Raw genomic sequence first — 17,143 nt, forward strand, 5'->3', positions numbered from 1 at the left:
TCCAAGCGTTTTGCGCAGCAAAACCTTGAAATGGGCGGGCTCTGCCCGGCCATTTCAGTGAAATGCGGGGTCCCCGCACGTCCCCGGCGCGTGGGGTGCTGCCAGCAACATCGACGGGGTCATGGACGGCGACCTGGACGGCTTCCTCAACGCCTACCTGACCCAGCTGGCCACCGGCGAATTGAAAAAGTAAAGTTTTTGCCCTGGCTTTTTTCAAAAAGCCGGCGGGGTGCAGGGGCGCCGCCCCTGCGAAAAGGCGCGGCTGGAAGAGCCGCGTCCTTTTTCCGCCCGTTCTCTCATATACAGAAAGGACAATACAGATGAAAGATAACAAAACGCAATCGCCCGCTCCCGGCACACCGCCCCGGGAAAACAAAATGGGCGTCATGCCCATTGCCCCCCTGCTGGCGGGCATGGCCATCCCCATGATGATCTCCATGCTGGTCCAGGCGCTGTACAACGTGGTGGACAGCGTATTTGTCGCCAAGATCAGCCAGGACGCGCTGAACGCGGTGTCCCTGGCCTTCCCCCTGCAAAACCTGATGATCGCCGTGGGCGGCGGCACCGCCGTGGGCATCAACGCCCTGCTGTCCCGTTCCCTGGGGGAAAAGCGGCAGGACATGGCGGACAAGGCCGCCAACACCGGCATTTTCCTGTCGCTGTGCAGCGCGGCCGTATTCGCGGTGCTGATTTTGCTGCTGGCCAAGCCCTTCTTCCTGGCCCAGACGAAAAATCCGGTCATCGTGGCCTACGGCACGGCCTACGCCCGGATCTGCCTGGGGCTTTCCGTGGGCATTTTCAGCCAGTTCTGCTTTGAGCGGCTGCTGCAATCCACCGGCCGCACCACGCTGGCCATGGCCACGCAGCTGATCGGCGCTCTCATCAACATCGTCATGGACCCCATCCTGATTTTCGGCCTGCTGGGCTTCCCCCGGCTGGAGGTGGCGGGCGCGGCCTGGGCCACGGTGCTGGGGCAGATCGTGGCGGCCACGCTGGCGGTCCTGCTGAACGTCAAGTGCAACCCGGACGTCCACATCCGCCTCCGGGACATCCGCCTGCATCGGGACGCGGCCCGGGAGATCTACCGGGTCGGCCTGCCCTCCATCATCATGCAGTCCATCGGCTCTGTGATGACCTTCGGCATGAACAAGATCCTGATCTCCTTCACGGAGGCGGCCACGGCGGTGTTCGGCGCGTATTTCAAGCTGCAAAGCTTCATCTTCATGCCGGTGTTCGGCCTGAACAACGGCATGGTGCCCATTGTCAGCTACAACTACGGCGCGGCCCGGCTGGACCGGGTGAAAAAGGCCATCAAGCTGACCATCTGCACCGCCGTGTGCATCATGACCCTGGGCTTCGCCGTATTCCAGCTGGCCCCGGAGTTTCTGCTGGGCTTCTTCAGCCCCTCGGAGGAAATGCTGGCCATCGGCCCCACGGCCCTGCGGCTCATCTGCCTGCCCTTCCCGATGGCGGGCTTCTGCATCATTGCCGGTTCCGTGTGTCAGGCCATTGGAAATCCCTTTTACAGTCTCATCATCTCTGTCGGCCGCCAGCTGGTAGTGCTGCTGCCTGCGGCGTGGCTGCTGGCCCAGACCGGGCGGCTGGAGCTGGTGTGGCTGTCCTTCCTCATCGCAGAGTTTGCCTCCCTCATCCTCAGCATCACCTTCCTGCGGCGGACGCTGAAAGCCGCCCAGAAGCGGCTCACGGAATAAAAAGGAGACCGCCGCCTGTGAAAAGGCGGCGGTTTTTTCGGTTTGACAATTTCTGCAAATTTTGTTATGATGGATACGCCCCGCAAGGGGCCAGAAAGGGCATGTGAACGGTTGGCGGTTTGGCCACACCACCCGAGAGGGGGTGCTTACCCTCAGCAGGCAAGGGGCAGCACGGTTTTTTCGGGGCATCTTGAGTGGCTGGCGGCGTTATCCTCATTGCCGGGCGTTAGCCCGGCTGCTTCGTCTGCCTTGCCAGCCGCTAAATCTACTCCCGAAAAACAGACCTGCCAGCGAGAAAAAACCGGCGCTGGCAAGGAAGAGGACAACGGTGGGCTGACGCCCACCTAGGACGATGACGCCGCCAGCGTTGATTTTAGCCGCTGGCAGGCGTACTGCCCTTTGCCTGCTGAGGGTATGTATGCGGATTACGTTACATATCGGAGCCTATACGGTAACGATCATCGTAAAAAGCAGAAACCGCCACTCTGACCAGTGACGGTTTCTTGGGGCAACCCAACTAACCCTAGCAATCAGGGCTGAACCGCTGATCGGCCCTTTCTGTTTTTATGATACCACATTTTCACATTTTGTCAAGGGGGACCGTCTGGGCGGTCCTTTTTTGCGGCTGGGCAGGGAAATTTCCGATGCTTTGCACGGTTTTGGGCAAGAGGGCGGGGATGGCCCCTGGTAATGTTACCTTTGTATATCAAATCTACATTACTTTTGGAGGCTACCCTATGAAACAGACGGAAAACTATCAACTGACCCAGTGGGAAAAGAGCGACCGCATCCAGATGGAGGATTTCAACCGGGACAACGCGGCCCTGGACGCGGCCCTGACGGCCCAGGCGGCGGAGCTGGCGGCAGTCCAGGCGGCGCTGACAAAGTGCGGCAACTGCCGTGTCGCCGTCACCACCTATACTGGCACTGGCACTTACGGCGGGGATACACCTACTACAGTCCCTTTCCCGGCAAAACCCCTGGCGTTTATGATTGTTGGCCCCCTGGCCCTCCTGCTGGCCCGAGGCAGCGACACGACTGCCTTTACCGCCTATAAAAATCCGACCCAGTCCGGCAGTATTGTCTCCGACGCAAAGCTCACCTGGACTGAAAACACCGTATCCTTTTCCAATTCCGTACATGAGCGGTATCAGATGAACGAAAAGGACGCCGTCTATTGGGTCCTGGCGCTTTATCAAACAGACGGCGAAGCGTGACAAAAAGACCCCCGGGCCGAAGCCCGGGGGTCTTTCTTATTCTGTCAGGCAGAATATTTGCAAGTTGTTAAGACTTACGGTGCATCAGTGACCGGAATTGGACTTCTTGGTTTTGTTAACAAACTTGAAGGAGTACTCGATGGAGTTCCGGGTAGCCGTCACGCCAGTGATTTCGGTTGTACTCGTACCGCCAACGGAAACCTTCACGTCGGTGTAACCCAGAGCGTCCAGCTCGTCAACGATCGCGGTAGCGACAACATCGATCTCAGCCTCGGCGCCGTCAACAGTGATAACACCGTTCTTAACAGTGACCATCAGGTCAGAGTCGGCGGGCTTGCCGTTCTCGGTGTAGCCGTCCTTAACGTTGTCGTAGACCACGACTACGGTGGCGATACCATCCTCGATGATGGCGCTCACGTTGTAGTCATACTCCTTGGTCTCCTTATCCTTGTTCAGGTCCTCCAGGACATCCTCCAGTGCCTTCACGCCGGAATCGAAGACGGTGGTCTTCTTGTTGTTGTTGGTCTGGATCAGGACGATCTTGGTCTCGTCGTCGACGGCCACGCCCATCTTTTCGTTGGTCTCATCGTACAGGGTGCTTCCCTTCAGGGTCAGCTCATGGTCGATGTTCTTGACGTCCAGCAGGACAGTGTCCTCATTGTTGACAGCGGTCTCGATATCGGAGAATTTCGTGATGCGCTTGTTTCCGGTCAGAGCAGTCTCAGCAGCCTCAACGTCGATGACATTGCCCTCGGCGTTGTACTTCACCTGATACCATTCGCCCTCTTTCATCTTCTTCAGCTCAGTCAGAGCGTCGCTCTTCTCAGTCAGAGTGATCTCCTCGCCCTCAAAGACGACCTTGCGGGTCCAGGTCCACTCGTCCTCGGTCTTGTCATAGCTCTCCAGGTCGATGCTGCCCTTGTGGGCGTAGACCAGGTTCTTGCTGGAAGCGGCGTCCTCGCCAACCACGACGGCGGCGATCACATAGCCGTTATCCTTGAACAGGGTGTAGACGCCGTAGGAGGTCTTTTCCCAGGTAGTGGTCTTGCTGTCAGCGTCCTTCTGGGCCTCTTTCTCGGTCCAGGTCTTGATGCTGGCGTTCTTCACGCCGGTGGTGACGTTGTCAACGCCGGAGATGACCACGTAGTTCTTGTCGTCGGTCTTGACCTTCTTCAGGGAGGCAGTCAGATAGATGGAGCTGGTGTTGCCGTAGACCTTCTTCAGAGTGCCGTTACCGTCCAGGGTGACGTGCTTCTTGTCGATCTCCACTTCGCCCTCTCCCTGAGCCTTCTGACCGACCTTGTCCTTTTCATCATTGAAGTCGTCGGACTTGATCTCATTCAGAGTATAGACGTCGTTCTTGTCCACGGTGTAGGTGAACCACTTGTTGATGATAGCCGCATCCTCAACGCCGTCGCCCTTGGTCATGCTGACATCGATGACCTTGGAGGTGCCGTCCAGGAAAATGGCGTTGGCCTCGGTGGTCTTGGTGGCCAGGTTGCTGGAGCCAGCGTCAGCGCCGGTGATGAACAGGTAGTTATCAACAGCGTCTACTTCCTCCAGGCCGATCAGGTTGCCGTAGGTATCCAGATAGATGTCATAGGTAGCATCCTTCAGGTTGATGCTGTTGTCGCCATCGGTGTAAGCGCTCAGAGTCTCCGCGTCATACTCAGCGGTCTCGGCGAAGCTGTACTTGGTGCCGTCAGCGGTGACGTTGGAGCCCTTCTTGAAGGAAGAAATCTCAGTATCCTCGATGACCTCAGCCTTGGTCAGGCTCTGGATCTCGCCCTCGGCCACGGTGACCAGATAGGCGTCGTCCTCCTCGATCTCCTCGATGACGAAATCGTCGCCGGAAATAGTCATCTTCTCCTTATCAAGGGTTACCTTACTGGCTTCATCCTTGGTGTTGAATTTCTCAAAGACGCCGGTGGAGGTCTCCTTGATGCCGTACACGTTGAAGTCGACTTCGTCCTTCTTCTCGTTGTAGTCCTTGTCGGCGATAGCCAGATAGGTGTTGATCATGGTCACGGTGGATTCCTTGTTGTCCTCGTCCACGAACACCTGGGTCAGGACGCCGGTGCCGGTGTCGGTCAGGTCGTCCTTGTTGTTCTTGGCGATCTCCTTGACGATGGCGCTCTTGGCGTTGCCGTCCACAGCCACAGCCAGGTCGAACTTGTCCATGGCAGTCTTGCCGATGGCGTCGTAAACTTCCTTGGCGGAAACAGAGTCGGTGTACTCGGCAACCATGACATCATAGTTCACATAGGTGCCGATCTCCTCGCTCTTAAAGGTCCACTCGCGGGCGGGACGACCGAACACGTCGGTGGTCTCGTCCAGGATCAGCTTGGTGAAGTACTGCTCGGCGAACTGGATGTACTCATCGGCCTTGATGTTGTTGCGGCGGGTCGCGGAGTTGTTCCAGGTCTGGGCCTTGGCCATAGAAGTGCCAACATTGACCTGCTGGCCGTTGATGACAGTGCTCACAACGGTCTCATACTCCACCAGGTCGGCCTTCAGGGTGTTGAAGGCATACAGGCAGGCCTCTTCACGGGTCACGGCCTTGATGCCGTTGAACTCGCCCTCCAGGCTCTTGGCCAGACCGACGTTCAGGGCGCGCTTGGCAACATTGATGGACCAGTTAGCGCCGGTGTAGCCCTCGGTGGCGGCGTTGTAGCCCAGGGCGCCCAGCAGCATCTTCATGAAAGCGTAGCCGGTCAGGGTGTTGCCGGGACGGAACGCGCCGTCAGCGTAGCCGCTGATGATGCCTTCCTTCTGGCAGTAGGCGATGTAGCCCGCAAACTCGCTGGTGATGGGCACGTCCTTATAAGGGGCGGTGTCCGCGTGCAGCTCGGCTGCGGTGGTGGGGCCAAGAATCATGTTGCAGATGATCTTGGCGGCGGCCTGACGAGTCAGGACGTTGGTGGGATTGAACTTGCCGTCTTTGTAACCGTCGACAATGCCAATCTCGGAGACCACGGCGACAGCTTCTTCATAGGTGATGCTGTCATTGTCCGTGAACTCCTTCGCGCCGGCGCTGACAGTGACCAGAGACATGGTCATCACCAGAGCCAGCACCAGGGAAAGGAACTTCTTCATGGTTTTTCCTCCTTTTAGATTTTCGGCGGTGAAGAGCCGCCGGTGTGTCAGAGGGGGGCCTATCCGGCCGTTCCGGCGCACATACAGTGGCTAGCCGACCCCGTATCTATGCCGGGATGGGCCATCCGTGCTCCTCTCTGCACGATGACTATACCACGCCGTCAATTCGGAAGTCAATAAATCAGCTTATTTTGTAACTTGCTTGTAACAAAGCATCCAAGCGCATCCAGTAGAACCGCAAGAGCATCGGCATGGAAAAACTGCGAAAAACCGCTTTATTTCAGTGGTTTTTGGTGATTTTCAGTCATGTGCGGAGCAGGTCCTTTTGGAAGTTAGTTTGACTGCGTTTGTAACATTGAAAGGAGTCTCAGCCGCGCAAAAAAAGCGCCCAACCGGGCGCTTGAAAGCTTCGCAGGGAAAAGAGTGTGCGCGGGAAAAGCTCAGCCGCCCCAGGGCCCCCGCAAAGCGGGAAAGCTCCAAAAGAAGTGCAAAATGTTTCTTTGCTGTCAGGTCTCGGAGGGAAAGGGTGTGCGCGGGAAAACCGTCAGGGCCTTCCCGCGCGATTTGGATCAGCCCGCCGCGGCGGCCCGGTTTGCCCTTGGCAAACCGGGAAAGCTCCAAAAGGAACGCAAAATGTTTCCTTGCTGTCAGGTCTCGGAGGGAAAGGGTGTGCGCGGGAAAACCGTCAGGGTTTTCCCGCGCGATTTGAATCAGCCCGCCGCAGCGGCCCGGTTTGCCCTTGGCAAACCGGGAAAGCTCCAAAAGGAAAAGACAGGCTATGCCTGTCTTTTCCTTTTGGAGCGGCTGAGGGGAGTCGAACCCCCCTATGCAGCTTGGGAAGCTGCCGTTCTACCGATGAACTACAGCCGCGTCTGGATGGTATTATACCAGAGCGGAACAAAAATTGCAACACGAAAAATGCCGGACGTAAAAAATTCAGCACACGTCATCCCTGATGCCGAGGCGCAGGTAAAGCCGGTGCATGAAGCCAAAGGTAAAGCCGCCGGGGAGCATCCCGTTGACGAACAGCGCCGCCAGCACGCCGATGCCGGTATCCAGGATGCGGTTGAGGGCGTAGGAGATGTAGGCGTCCGTGGGGGTGTTGAACAGAAGGATGCACAGCACCACGCCGCCGGGCTGCACGCCGCCGATCCAGATGTATTGGCAGGAGACGATGAGCACCACCACGCCCACAAAGGTCAGGGGGATCAGGAACCAGCGGTTGCTGCCGTCGGGGAATATCTGCATGTACAGCGAGAACAGGCCCATGCCGATGAAGCCGCCCACCAGCGTGCCGAAAAAACGGTTGCCGCCGTGGAGCTTGGAGTTCTGCAGGTCAAAGCCCATGCCGAAGATCGCGCCAATGCATGCAAAGGCGGGGCTGCGGTCCAGAAAGTAGTACACCAGGGCACACAGGGTCGCCGCCAGGGCGGTCTTGATATTTCGAAGGCCAATGTGGGGGGCGTGCAGGGCGGGTTTGGTGTCCATGAGGGGTTCCTCCTCGGCGGCGTTTAGGGGCGTTTACACATCCCTTTTTGAGCATACCACATTTTAGGACAGGGGAAAAGACTTTTCGTAAATTTTCCGCAAAATTCCCGTAAAATTTGCGCACAGCAAAAAAGAACTGGTCCAGCGTCTCTGGGAAACGCCGGACCAGTTCCTACAGCTCAGTACTCCGCCTCGCCGGAAAACACCAGTTTGGCATCGCCGGTGAGTGTCACCCGCTCGTCGGTGTAGTTGACGATCAGATCGCCGCCTCTGGCCCGGACAGTCACGTCGCTGCCCTTGGCGCACAGGCCGTTGGCCACCGCCGCTACCACCGCGGCGCAGGCGCCGGTGCCGCAGGCCATGGTCTCGCCGCTGCCACGCTCCCAGACCCGCATCTTGATCATGCTGGGATTCACCACACGGATGAACTCCGTGTTGATGCGCTGGGGAAAGTAGGGCGCATGCTCGAACCGGGGGCCGATGAAATCAATGTCCACCGCGTCGACCCGGTCACAAAACACCACGCAGTGGGGGTTGCCCATATCCACGCAGGTGATGCTGTAGGGCCGTCCGGCAATACGGACGGGGTAATCCACCACCGTCTGCTCCGAAATAGTGAATTTCAGCGCCGCCGTATCCAGCGTGGCACAGCCCATGTCCACACAGGCGGAGGTGACCTTGCCGTTGGTGGTATAAAGCTGCACCGTTTTCATGCCCCGGCCCGTTTCGATGGTGAGGGCATCCTTCTTCACGATGCCGTTGTCATAAAGGTACTTGCCCATGCACCGCAGGGCGTTCCCCGCCATAGCGCCCTCGCTGCCGTCAGCGTTGAACATCCGCATTTTCGCGTCCGCCTTTTCCGACCGCTCCATAAGGATGATACCGTCAGCGCCAATGCCATTATGCCGGTCGCAGAAGGTGATGCACAGGGACTCGGGGCAGGTGATCTGGCTGTTGAAATTTTCCAGGAAGATGTAGTCGTTGCCGCAGGTCTGCATCTTGGCGAACCGCAGCTTCTGCCGCTCTGTCCGCAGGTGGCAGATATCCACCAGCTCCGTGTTCTGCTGGGTATACCGGGAAGCCAGGATATCCGTCAAGGCGTTGGCAGTATCCAGGGAAGTCAGGCAGGGAATGCCCAGCTGGACACAGCGGTGGTTCAGGTGGATGAAATCCCGGATGTAGCTGGGCTCCGTGGAGCCGGTGAGGATCACATAGTCGATCCTGCCTTCCTCCAGCAGCTGGAACACCCGGTTGTCCTGGCCCAGCTTGCCCACCACTTCCACGCTGGTGCCAAGCTGCTCGATCTCGTGGGCGGTGCGCTCCGTGGCATAGAGCTTGAAGCCCATCTCGTCCAGCTTCCGGGCGATGTTGACCACTTCCGGCTGATCCCGGCGGTTGACGGAGATCAGCACACCTGCGTGCTCAGATTTCTCCACCTTGTAGCCGGCGGAGACCAGGCCCTTGAAAAGGGCCTCCTGCATGTCCTTGCCCAGTCCCAGCACCTCGCCAGTGGACTTCATCTCCGGAGACAGGGCAGCGTTGGCGTCAGTGATCTTTTCAAAGGAAAACACCGGGACCTTGACGGCCACATACGGCGGCTGCCGGTATAGCCCGGTGCCGTAGCCCAGGGACTTCAATGGCTGTCCCACCATGACCCGGGCTGCCAGGTCCACCATGGGCACACCAGTGACCTTGGAGATATAGGGCACCGTGCGGCTGGCCCGGGGATTCACCTCGATGACGTACAGTTCGCCCTGATAGATGAGGTACTGGATGTTGATCAGGCCGCGGGTGCCCAGAGAGAGCGCCAGCTTTTCCGAGCAGTCGATGATGACTTTCAGCATCTTATCGCCGATGGAGAAGGGCGGGTAGACGGCGATAGAGTCGCCGCTGTGGACCCCGGTGCGCTCGATATGCTGCATGATGCCGGGGATCAGCACGTCTTTGCCGTCGGAGATGACGTCCACTTCCAGCTCCTTGCCCATCAGATACTGGTCCACCAGGACAGGGTTTTCGATCTTCCCGGAGAGGATGACCTCCATATAGGTCCGCACATCCTCGTCGTTGTGGGCGATGACCATGTTCTGGCCGCCGATGACGTAGGAGGGCCGCAGCAGCACAGGATAGCCCAATTCATGGGCCGCTTTCAGGGCCTCGTCCATACCGGCAACGCCCAGGCCCTGGGGCCGCTTGATGGAAAACCGCTCCAGCAGCTCGTCGAACCGCTCCCGGTCCTCGGCCATGTCGATGGACTCGGCAGAGGTCCCCAGAATGGGGATGCCCCGGCTGTCCAGGAACTTGGTCAGCTTGATGGCCGTCTGGCCGCCGAAGGCCACCACAACGCCCACGGGCTTCTCCACGTCGATGATGTGCATGACGTCCTCAGGGAACAGGGGCTCAAAGTACAGGCGGTCGGCGGTGTCGTAGTCGGTGGAGACGGTCTCCGGGTTGTTGTTGACGATGACCACCTCATAGCCCAGCTCCTTCAGCGTCCACACGCAGTGGACGGAGGAGTAATCGAACTCAATGCCCTGGCCGATGCGGATGGGACCGGAGCCTAACACCATGATGACGGGTTTGCCGGACCGGGGGAAGGTCCGGGACTCACAGAACCGGTCGAAGGAGGAGTAGAAGTAGGGGGTCTCGGCGTCGAATTCCGCGCCGCAGGTGTCCACCATTTTATAGACGGCGGTCTTGGGAGAAGCGGGCAGTTCCCCGGTGCCGGAGAGGCGCAGCAGCGTGTCGTCGGGATAGCCCAGGCGCTTGCCGGTCTCGTAGTGCTCTGCCGTCAGGCCGTCGGTTTCCAGCGCCTGTTCAAACTGGGCCATCTTCTTCAGCTTGGAGAGAAACCAGCGGTCGATCTTGGTGATGCTGAAGATCTCGTCGATGGAAATGCCGGACTTCAACGCCTCAAATACGGTGAACAGCCTGTGGTCGTCAACCCGGCGCAGCCGCTCCCAGATGGGGGCGGCGTCCTCGGGGTCCGCCTTGCGGTTCAGCGTGTCCTGTCCGATCTCCGCGCCCCGGACAGCCTTCATCAGAGCCATTTCAAAGCTGGGAGCGATAGCCATCACCTCGCCGGTGGCCTTCATCTGAGTGCCCAGTTTCCGGCTGGCGTCGGCGAACTTGTCAAAGGGCCACTTGGGCATCTTCACCACGATGTAGTCCAGCGTCGGCTCAAAGCAGGCACAGGTCTTGCCGGTGATGTCGTTTTTGATCTCGTCCAGGCGAAAGCCCAGGGCGATCTTGGTGGTGATCTTGGCAATGGGGTAGCCGGTGGCCTTGGAGGCCAGGGCAGAGGAGCGGCTGACCCGGGGATTCACCTCAATGACCGCGTATTCAAAGCTGTCGGGGTCCAGGGCCAGCTGCACATTGCAGCCGCCCACGATGCCCAAGTGGGATATGATGTCCAGGGACGCCTTGCGGAGCATCTGGAACTCCTTGTCCGCCAGGGTCTGAGCCGGTGCCACCACGATGGAGTCGCCGGTATGGACCCCCACGGGGTCCAAGTTCTCCATGGAGCAGACGGCGATAACGTTGCCCACGCCGTCCCGCATGGTCTCAAACTCGATCTCCTTCCAGCCGAAAATGGCCTTCTCCACCAGCACCTGGGTTATGGGGGACGCGTCCAGGCCCGTCTGGGCAATGATGCGCAGCTCTTTTTCGTTCTGCGCGGCGCCGCCGCCGGCGCCGCCCAGGGTAAAGGCGGGACGGACGATGACGGGGTAACCGATGCGCCCGGCCACCGCCAGGGCGTCCTCCACCGTCTCCGCGATATCCGAGGCGATGACCGGCTGACCGATCTCCGCCATTGCCTCTTTGAACAGCTCCCGGTCCTCCGCCCGGGAAATCGCCTTGGCGTCGGTGCCAAGCAGCCGGACATTCTGCTCCTCCAGGAAGCCCTCCTTGTCCAGCTGCATGGCCAGCGTCAGACCGGTCTGGCCGCCCAGCCCCGCCAGGATGCTGTCAGGCCGTTCCTTCTTAATGATGCGCTTGATGGTGTCCACGGTCAGCGGTTCCAGATAGATCTCGTCCGCCATGGCCTGGTCCGTCATGATGGTGGCGGGATTGGAGTTGCACAGCACCACATTGACGCCCGCTTCCTTCAGGATACGGCAGGCCTGGGCGCCGGCATAGTCGAATTCGGCGGCCTGGCCGATGACGATGGGGCCGGAGCCAATGACGAGGACTTTCTTGATACTGGTATCCAGGGGCATTACCGGTCACCGCCTTTCATCAGGTCAACGAATCTGTCAAAGAGGAAGGATGTATCCTTGGGCCCCGTGCAGGCCTCCGGATGGAACTGGACAGTGAAGGCCTTGAAACCGGGGTAGTCGATGCCCTCGCAGGTGCCGTCGTTGGCGTTGGCGAAGCTGACCCGGCCCACTTTTATGCTCTGGCCGTCCACAGCGTAGCCGTGGTTCTGGCTGGTGATGTAAGTGCGGACGCCGTTCAAGTCCCGGACGGGCTGGTTCACGCCCCGGTGACCGTATTTCAGCTTATAGGTGGAGCCCCCTGCCGCCAGAGCCGTCAGCTGGTGGCCCAGGCAGATGCCGAACATGGGAACTCTGCCCAGCAGTTTTTTGATCTGTTCGATCTGGAAGACATTCTCCGCCGGGTCGCCGGGGCCGTTGGAGAGCATCACCCCGTCCGGGTCCACGGCCAGAATGTCCTCCGCCGCAGCAGAGGCGGGCAGGACCGTCACCGTGCAGCCTCGCTTTTGGAGTTCCCGGATGATGTTGCGCTTGGCGCCGTAGTCGATGAGGGAGACCCGGAACTGCTCCTCTCCCGCCGCAGGATAGACGGCAGGCTCCTTGCAGGTGACGCTGTTCACCACGCCGGTGACAGCGTAGGTCTCCACCGGCGTCAGGTCGGCGGGGACCTCGTCGCAGATGGCGGCGTTCATCACACCGTGCTCCCGGATGATGCGGGTCAGCTCTCGGGTATCCACGCCGTACAGGCCCGGAACGCCCTGCTCTTTTAAATAAGTATCCAGGTCCGTGTCCGTCCGGAAATTGGACGGCGCGTCACAGTACTCCCGAACCACGTAGCCCCTGACACAGCAGGCCCCTTCAAAATCCTCACGGATGATGCCATAGTTGCCGATGAGGGGATAAGTCTGCATTACGATCTGCCCCGCGTAGCTGGGGTCCGTCAGCGTTTCGATGTAACCGCACATGCCGGTGGTGAACACCAGTTCGCCCACCGTGCGGCCTTCCGCGCCAAACCGAACGCCCTCAAAGGCCCGGCCATCCTGTAACACCAAATAGCCTTTTTTCATAACTTCCTCCTGCTCTTTGACCACACTTCCTCTATTTTACTTCATTCTATGACATTATGATGGTTTTTTCTGCAACAGTCAACGCCTTCCCGCCTCTTCCGAAGTAGACTTTCCGGCGGGAGAGGTAATACTTTTTGTGCATTTTCGCAAAGGTCCACCTAACCCGCCATTTTGGGCGGTTTTTTCTCAGATCTACACCGTCCCAGCGCCGCCGGCCTGCAAAAAAGCCACGGGAAGATCCCGTGGCTTTTTTGCGATATCAGGTCCCCGGCCCTGGTCAGTGCCATGGTCCGCTGAACTCTATGTTTTTTGTAAATCCCCGCTTCTTTTCACCTAAGCGGCGGCTCGCTGCCGCTGGCGGAGGGCAAAGATCACTCGTCCAGCTTCAGCACTGCCAGAAATGCCTCTGTCGGCATCTGCACCGTTCCCAGCGAGCGCATTTTCTTTTTGCCGCATCCCCGGAAAATCTTTGATTTTCCGGGGACCCCGCATTTCACCTGAGCGGCCAGGCAAAGCCCGCCCGCTCCAAGGTTTTGCCGCCGGCAAAACGCTTGACGCCGCTTCCGCGGCGGCTCGCTGCCGCTCGCAGAGGGCAAACATCACTCGTCCAGCTTCAGCACTGCCAGAAATGCCTCTGTCGGCATCTGCACCGTTCCCAGCGAGCGCATCTTCTTTTTGCCGCATCCCCGGAAAATCTTTGATTTTCCGGGGACCCCGCATTTCACCTGAGCGGCCAGGCAAAGCCCGCCCGCTCCAAGGTTTTGCCGCCGGCAAAACGCTTGACGCCGCTTCCGCGGCGGCTCGCTGCCGCTCGCAGAGGGCAAACATCACTCGTCCAGCTTCAGCACTGCCAGAAATGCCTCTGTCGGCATCTGCACCGTTCCCAGCGAGCGCATCTTCTTTTTGCCCTCTTTTTGCTTTTCCAGCAGCTTTTTCTTGCGGGTCACGTCACCGCCGTAGCACTTGGCCAGCACGTCCTTCCGCATGGCCTTGATGGTCTCCCGGGCGATGACCCGGCCGCCGATGGCCGCCTGAACAGGCACCTCAAACAGCTGGCGGGGCACGTTTTCCTTCAGCTTCTCGCACAGCCTCCTGGCCCGGGGATACGCCTTGTCCTTATGGGCGATGAAGCTGAGGGCATCCACCTTGTCGCCGTTGAGCAGCAGGTCCACCTTCACCAGCTCGCTGGGCCGGTAGTCGGACAGCTCATAGTCCAAAGAGGCATAGCCCTTGGTATTGGCCTTCAGGGTATCGAAAAAGTCGTAAATGATCTCGTTCAGGGGCATCTGGTAGTGGATCTCCACCAGATGGGTGTCCAGATACTGCATGTCCTTGAACTCGCCCCGGCGGTTCTGGCACATGGGCATGATATTTCCCACATACTCGTTGGGGCTGATGATGGAGACCTTCACATAAGGCTCCTCCGCCCGCTCGATGGAGGCGGGGTCCGGGTAGTTGTGAGGATTGTCCACCTTCACCAGCGTCCCGTCGGTCTTATAGACATGGTAGATGACGGAGGGCAGCGTGGTCACCAGGTCCAGGTCAAATTCCCGCTCCAGCCGCTCCTGGATGACCTCCATGTGGAGCATCCCCAAAAAGCCGCACCGGAAGCCAAAGCCCAGCGCCACGGAGGACTCCGGCTCAAAACTGAGGGAGGCGTCGTTCAGCTGCAGCTTTTCCAAAGCGTCCCGCAGGTCGGGATATTTGGAGCCGTCCTCGGTGTAAATGCCGCAGTAGACCATGGGCTGCACCGGCCGGTAGCCCGGCAGGGCCTCCGCCGTGGGACTGGCAGCGTCGGTGACGGTGTCGCCCACCTGGGTATCCTGCACATTTTTGATGGAGGCGGTGAAATAGCCCACCTCGCCGGCCTCCAGCATCCCGCATGGCTCCAGGCCCAACGGCAGCAGGTGGCCGCACTCCACCACCTGATAGGTAGCGCCGGTAGCCATCAGCTTCACCTGCTGGCCGGTGCGGATGCTGCCCTCCATCAGCCGCATATAAACAATGACGCCCCGGTAGCTGTCATACTGGCTGTCAAAGATCAGAGCCTTCAGAGGCGCGTTCACATCGCCGGTGGGCGCCGGCACATTTTTCACGATGTCCTCCAGCACGGCGTCGATGTTGATGCCCATCTTGGCAGAGATCTCCGGCGCATCCATAGCGGGCAGGCCAATGATGTCCTCCACCTCATGCTTGGCCTTCTGCGGGTCCGCGGCGGGCAGGTCGATCTTGTTGAACACCGGCAGGATCTCCAGGTCGTGCTCCATGGCGAGATACGTGTTGGCCAGGGTCTGGGCCTCCACGCCCTGGGTCGCGTCCACCACCAGCACCGCTCCCTCGCAGGCCGCCAGGGAGCGGGAGACCTCATAGTTGAAGTCCACATGGCCCGGGGTATCGATCAGGTTCAGCTCATAGACCTGCCCGTCCTGGGCCTTGTAGTTCAGCCGGACGGCCCGGGCTTTGATGGTGATGCCCCGCTCCCGTTCCAGGTCCATGTTGTCCAGCAGCTGGCTCTCCATCTGCCGCTGGCTCACCGCCTCGCACTTTTCCAGCAGCCGATCCGCCAGTGTGGACTTGCCGTGGTCGATGTGGGCAATGATGCTGAAATTTCGAATGTTGCTCTGTCTTGTCATAAAATGCAAAACCTCCTTAGGCAAGTCCACGCTGTTTCGCGCGGATGCGCGTCCAAGCATTTTGGCTTCAGCCAAAATCTTGCCGCAGGCGGAATTCATTTCCGCCGAGGATGTTCAATCAAAAGGGCTCCCGCAAAATCATCAGATTTTGTGGGAAATCGACTTGCCGTGATCGATGTGGGCAATGATGCTGAAATTTCGAATGTTGCTCTGTCTTGTCATAAAATGCAAAACCTCCTTAGGCAAGTCCACGCTGTTTCGCGCGGATGCGCGTCCAAGCATTTTGGCTTCAGCCAAAATCTTGCCGCAGGCGGAATTCATTTCCGCCGAGGATGTTCAATCAAAAGGGCTTCCGCAAAATCATCAGATTTTGGAGGAAAAGGGGTGCTGCCGGGTGAGCCGTCTTTCATCCTCAGGCGGAAGCGAGGGATGCGGCCCTGCGGCGGGATCAGAACCCCGGCAGTCCCAATTCCCCGCAAAGATACACCAGGTCCACCGTCCAAAGCTCTCCATGGTCCAGGACTTCCTCCAGGTCTGCCCGGGCGGCATCGTCATCCTTCAGCCAGTGGTGGCGGTAGGCCCGGTCCACCAGATAAAGGTCCCGGTTCTCCGGGTCCAGCTCCATCAGCCGGGTCAGGTCCTGGATGTGCCGGGGATAGCGGGCGGAGGTCTCTGTGTTGGGGTGGCGGGCCCGAAGGGCCATCACGTTGTCCGGCTCCAGCTCCAAAGCCTTCGTCAGGTCCCGGCTGATCTCCGGCTTGCGGCTCCTGCCGGAAAGGCCCTCTGTCTGCTTCCAGCAGAAGGCCCGCAGGAGATACAGCCCCGCCTTGTCTGGAGCAGCTGTAATGGCCGCCGTGGCCTGGGCGATCACCTCCTGATAGTCTCCGTCCCGCAAAAGCCAAAAAAGCGCTTCATACGCCTCGCCCAGAAGCTCCGCCCTCTGGAGGGCGTAGTACCGGCTGTTGAGCGCGTCAGGCAGCTCTGGCGTGTCAATGGGCATGGACTGCTTCCGGGCATATTCCTGCCTCAGCTCTCCTTCTGTCACTGAGGCGGACCGGTTCGCTTCTTTTTTCGGCTCCTCGTCCAGCGCTTCATCCTGTGGGTAGAACCGGTCAAAGTCAAAGCCCAGGGCGTTCATGAGATCCGCCATCTGCCACGAGTCCCCGATGACGGTCTTGTCCTCGTCGTAGGCATAGATGTCCCCGTCCATGGTCTCCTCGTCCCAGGGGACAAGGTAGCGTTCCACCCGCTCCGGCTCCACGCCAAAAGTATGCGCCACCACCTGAGCGTTTCCAGGCATGTTGGGTGGGGAATCCTCGTCAAAGTAACCGGGCAGGCTGGCGAATTGGTCCAGCTGCCGCCCTCTCTGCCAGAGGTCATAGCCCCAAAAGTCGCCGTCGTAGATATAAAGCCCCATCACCGGGCAGTTCACTGCCTCCGACAGCCTCCCGGCGGAGTCGAAGCCGACGGCGCCGTCGCTCAGCAGGACGGCGGGGCCTTTGGGAAACATATGCCAGCGGCACTCATCCAGACGGATGTTCAGATCCGGGTCATCGGCCTCCCGCTCCAGGGCTGCGCGGCAGGCTTCCTCCTCCCCGCCGGGGAAAAGAAACGTGTACAGGAAAAGTCCCATAAGCTCCCTCCAGGTCTTGTTCAAAGAATCCCCGCTGCCAGCTCTCATGCTGTGCCGGCAGGCCGCCGCGCTCCATGTCCCTC

The 17,143-nt window shown here is 59.4% G+C and carries 9 protein-coding genes and 1 tRNA gene; 2 read left to right on the forward strand and 8 right to left on the reverse strand.

Annotation, left to right across the window (positions count from 1 at the left end):
- On the reverse strand, window positions 1-388 hold a 388-nt coding region (locus tag Q0Z69_RS10195; protein WP_298033068.1), incomplete at its 3' end, for a hypothetical protein.
- Between Q0Z69_RS10195 and Q0Z69_RS10200 the strand changes: the two genes are divergently transcribed.
- The gene (locus tag Q0Z69_RS10200) at window positions 378-1,712 is read left to right on the forward strand and encodes an MATE family efflux transporter (RefSeq protein WP_367272290.1); all 1,335 of its coding nucleotides are present in this window, start codon (window positions 378-380) and stop codon (window positions 1,710-1,712) included. The two genes, Q0Z69_RS10195 and Q0Z69_RS10200, sit on opposite strands and share 11 nt — an antisense overlap.
- A gap of 737 nt (window positions 1,713-2,449) precedes the next feature.
- Entirely contained in the window at window positions 2,450-2,929 is a 480-nt protein-coding gene (locus Q0Z69_RS10205) for a hypothetical protein (RefSeq protein WP_298032950.1), read from the forward strand.
- A gap of 84 nt (window positions 2,930-3,013) precedes the next feature.
- On the opposite strand, the gene Q0Z69_RS10210 is transcribed toward Q0Z69_RS10205, so the two are convergent.
- The 7 genes from Q0Z69_RS10210 to Q0Z69_RS10240 form a co-directional block, all read right to left on the reverse strand.
- The gene (locus tag Q0Z69_RS10210) at window positions 3,014-6,025 is read right to left on the reverse strand and encodes an S-layer homology domain-containing protein (protein ID WP_298032953.1); all 3,012 of its coding nucleotides are present in this window, start codon (window positions 6,023-6,025) and stop codon (window positions 3,014-3,016) included.
- A gap of 796 nt (window positions 6,026-6,821) precedes the next feature.
- Window positions 6,822-6,895 (reverse strand) — tRNA-Gly (locus Q0Z69_RS10215).
- 66 nt (window positions 6,896-6,961) lie between these two features.
- Window positions 6,962-7,513 carry an aromatic acid exporter family protein gene (locus tag Q0Z69_RS10220; protein WP_298032956.1) on the reverse strand — a complete coding sequence of 184 codons (552 nt, stop codon included), beginning with the start codon at window positions 7,511-7,513 and terminating at the stop codon, window positions 6,962-6,964.
- Window positions 7,514-7,692: 179 nt separating this feature from the next.
- Window positions 7,693-11,730, reverse strand: a complete 4,038-nt coding sequence (gene carB, locus Q0Z69_RS10225; RefSeq protein WP_298032958.1) for a carbamoyl-phosphate synthase large subunit — start codon at window positions 11,728-11,730, stop codon at window positions 7,693-7,695.
- Window positions 11,730-12,794 carry a carbamoyl phosphate synthase small subunit gene (locus Q0Z69_RS10230; protein ID WP_298032960.1) on the reverse strand — a complete coding sequence of 355 codons (1,065 nt, stop codon included), beginning with the start codon at window positions 12,792-12,794 and terminating at the stop codon, window positions 11,730-11,732. Before Q0Z69_RS10230 ends, carB begins: the two co-directional genes overlap by 1 nt.
- An 827-nt stretch (window positions 12,795-13,621) precedes the next feature.
- On the reverse strand, window positions 13,622-15,427 hold the full coding sequence (gene lepA / locus Q0Z69_RS10235) for a translation elongation factor 4 (protein WP_298032962.1): 1,806 nt from the start codon (window positions 15,425-15,427) through the stop codon (window positions 13,622-13,624).
- A 448-nt stretch (window positions 15,428-15,875) separates the two neighbouring features.
- Window positions 15,876-17,060 carry a hypothetical protein gene (locus tag Q0Z69_RS10240; protein ID WP_298032963.1) on the reverse strand — a complete coding sequence of 395 codons (1,185 nt, stop codon included), beginning with the start codon at window positions 17,058-17,060 and terminating at the stop codon, window positions 15,876-15,878.
- Between the last annotated feature and the right edge of the window lie 83 nt (window positions 17,061-17,143).

It is taken from the genome of uncultured Dysosmobacter sp., assembly GCF_947631165.1.
Taxonomy (GTDB): Bacteria; Bacillota; Clostridia; order Oscillospirales; family Oscillospiraceae; genus Oscillibacter.

Bases quoted from the DNA above. Each gene is read 5' to 3' on its own strand.
- Q0Z69_RS10200 (WP_367272290.1), top strand. From the start codon at position 378: ATGGGCGTCATGCCCATTGCCCCCCTGCTGGCGGGCATGGCCATCCCC.
- Q0Z69_RS10205 (WP_298032950.1), top strand. From the start codon at position 2,450: ATGAAACAGACGGAAAACTATCAACTGACCCAGTGGGAAAAGAGCGAC.
- Q0Z69_RS10210 (WP_298032953.1), bottom strand. From the start codon at position 6,025: ATGAAGAAGTTCCTTTCCCTGGTGCTGGCTCTGGTGATGACCATGTCT.
- Q0Z69_RS10220 (WP_298032956.1), bottom strand. From the start codon at position 7,513: ATGGACACCAAACCCGCCCTGCACGCCCCCCACATTGGCCTTCGAAAT.
- carB (WP_298032958.1), bottom strand. From the start codon at position 11,730: ATGCCCCTGGATACCAGTATCAAGAAAGTCCTCGTCATTGGCTCCGGC.
- Q0Z69_RS10230 (WP_298032960.1), bottom strand. From the start codon at position 12,794: ATGAAAAAAGGCTATTTGGTGTTACAGGATGGCCGGGCCTTTGAGGGC.
- lepA (WP_298032962.1), bottom strand. From the start codon at position 15,427: ATGACAAGACAGAGCAACATTCGAAATTTCAGCATCATTGCCCACATC.
- Q0Z69_RS10240 (WP_298032963.1), bottom strand. From the start codon at position 17,060: ATGGGACTTTTCCTGTACACGTTTCTTTTCCCCGGCGGGGAGGAGGAA.